Source organism: Brasilonema sp. UFV-L1 (assembly GCF_012912105.1).
GTDB lineage: Bacteria > Cyanobacteriota > Cyanobacteriia > Cyanobacteriales > Nostocaceae > Brasilonema.
Genome location: NZ_QMEA01000278.1, coordinates 1 through 2,267, shown reverse-complemented (window position 1 = coordinate 2,267; position 2,267 = coordinate 1). Strand labels below are relative to the sequence as shown.

Below are 2,267 nucleotides of genomic sequence, written 5' to 3'. Positions count from 1 at the left end.
TATACAAGCTTTTTCAGACTATTTAGTACATTTGCACCGGGGGAAGTTCAGATTAAGGGATTCAAGCCCCAGATCGCCGCGCACTCCATAGCGGCGCTACGCGAGCCACGTTGTGGGGTAATTGTTTATTGATCATTGATTCTTGACTAACTTTTAACAGATGCTCCTGAACGTCTTGTAGAATTGAAATGGCATGTTGGAAAAATCAATGCTAAAGGTGCAAAAAGAAACTTCTAAGGAGTAGTGTTTAGGGTACAGATGCTAACTTGGGACGCTAACCTTTACTTGCAATTTGCCAATGAACGCACGCAGCCGTCATTAGATTTGGTTGCACGCATAGCCGTTTCTCATCCTCAACGGATTATCGATTTGGGATGCGGGCCAGGGAACAGCACCCAAATACTTCGCCGACACTGGTCAAAAGCGGACATCATCGGACTTGATAACTCACCAGAAATGATTGCCGCTGCTTCGATTGCTTATGCAGAAGGAAAATGGGTTTTGGCAGATGTTGCCACTTGGACGGCTGACGCTCCATTTGACATTGTTTTTTCTAATGCTACCTTACACTGGGTGCCAAATCACGCCGCGCTGTTTCCACACCTTTTGGAACAGGTTGCTCCTCATGGAGTTTTAGCAGTACAGATGCCCGTGCATTTTCAGTCGCCTGTTCATCAACTCATGTATGAAATTGCGGATGATCCGGCATGGCGACAAAAGATGCACAGCGCAAAAAAGGCATTGGTGAATGAAAAGCCGTCTTTCTATTACGACCTGCTGCAACCTAAAGTCTCACGAATCGACATCTGGGAAACAGAATATAACCACATCATGGACAGTCCAGATGCAATTGTGCAATGGATAAGTGGTACTGGTCTGCGTCCGTTTCTCGAAGCGTTGGAATTGGAGGAGCAAAAGCTTCAATTTCAAGAAATGCTACGTGCTGGTGTGGCGCGAGCGTATCCTCGACAAAAGGATGGTCGCATATTATTTCCTTTTCGTCGGCTCTTCATTGTTGCTTATCGCTAAACGATGCCTGAGCTTTGTATTCATTGGGTCTATCTGACACAAGTGTACACTGAAAATTTGTCACTATTTCAACGCTGTTTGATATGCGATCTGCAAAGCAGCGCAGCAGCGTTAGCTACGGCCCCCTAAGGGGCTAGCTATCGCCTGAATTGTCGATAAAGGAACTTCAGCAAAATACTGTCGCTGAAATTGTTCTTCCCGAACAGCGGCTAAAAATTTTTTCACAGCAGCTTGTGCTAAAGTTTGTTCAATGGTAGACTGCTGAATGAATACCAACATACGGTCTTGACGTGAGATTTGGAAACCCAAATATCTCAAAGCTCTTAATCCTAAAAGTAAAGCTTGGTCAGTGATACCCAATTTTTCCAATAACTGAACACGGGTCACAGGTTGATTTGTGCGACTGAGATATTTGGCAATTCCTACAAGAGTGAGCCAGATTTGTTCTGGTGGTTTGGGATTTGGTTTACACCAAGCCAGTGCTAGGGGTTGTTGGTTGTGAAGCGATCGCCTCAAATGCGCACGTAAATCATCCCAACTTGTCGGACACTCTTTGAGGACAAGCGGAGGAGTCGGGAGTTGAAAATCAGGAGTTGGAATATTGCGCCAGTCGATGATAAATGTTTGAGATGACGATGCTAGTGGTGAGTTCATCCGGGAACGTACAGCTATCAATCGGATTTCGTAGCGTTTTTTAAAAGTGTTGTAGTCCAGTTCAGCAATGCAGTCACACCTTCCTAAAGGTAATTCATCTTTATAATGTCCCCACCAAACCCCAGGAAAAGGACTTCTTGTTGACTCATCCCGAATATCAAACTCAGCTTTAATGTACTGTACCTTCTTCCCCTGCCAATCTTGCTGATTGCGATGCCAAGCATTTTCAAACCAGCAGTTTTGAATCAACAGTTTCGGAACTGGGTTCCCCATTCCACAAGGTTCTAGCAGCTTCAATTCCAAAAATAAATTTTTCCCCAAGTCTGCTACCGTTACAGCTAAGTCAGCTTGTACAGTTGGTGTTAAGATTGTTCCTCTCAAAGATTGACGGAACCTCTGGTTAATTGCTTCTGTAAATAAAGGTATGTTCTCTACTGGAAGACTTAACCCTGCTGCATAAGGATGTCCACCAAATCGATGCAACAAATGTGCTTGGTCTTTCACTAATTGATATAAATCAACCGAGTTAATCGAACGCGCCGAACCCCGTGCAAGAGGAGGAGGGGGAGATGGGGAAGATGGGG

At 44.7% G+C, this 2,267-nt stretch carries 2 protein-coding genes; one reads left to right on the top strand and one right to left on the bottom strand.

Annotated elements, in window-relative coordinates:
• Window positions 1-258: 258 nt before the first annotated feature.
• Window positions 259-1,029, top strand: a complete 771-nt coding sequence (gene tam / locus DP117_RS34050; protein WP_169222562.1) for a trans-aconitate 2-methyltransferase — start codon at window positions 259-261, stop codon at window positions 1,027-1,029.
• Between the two features lie 111 nt (window positions 1,030-1,140).
• Here the strand turns inward: tam and DP117_RS34045 are convergent.
• Window positions 1,141-2,267, bottom strand: a 1,127-nt coding sequence (locus DP117_RS34045; protein WP_248277971.1) for a DHHA1 domain-containing protein, incomplete at its 5' end; no start/stop codon positions are given.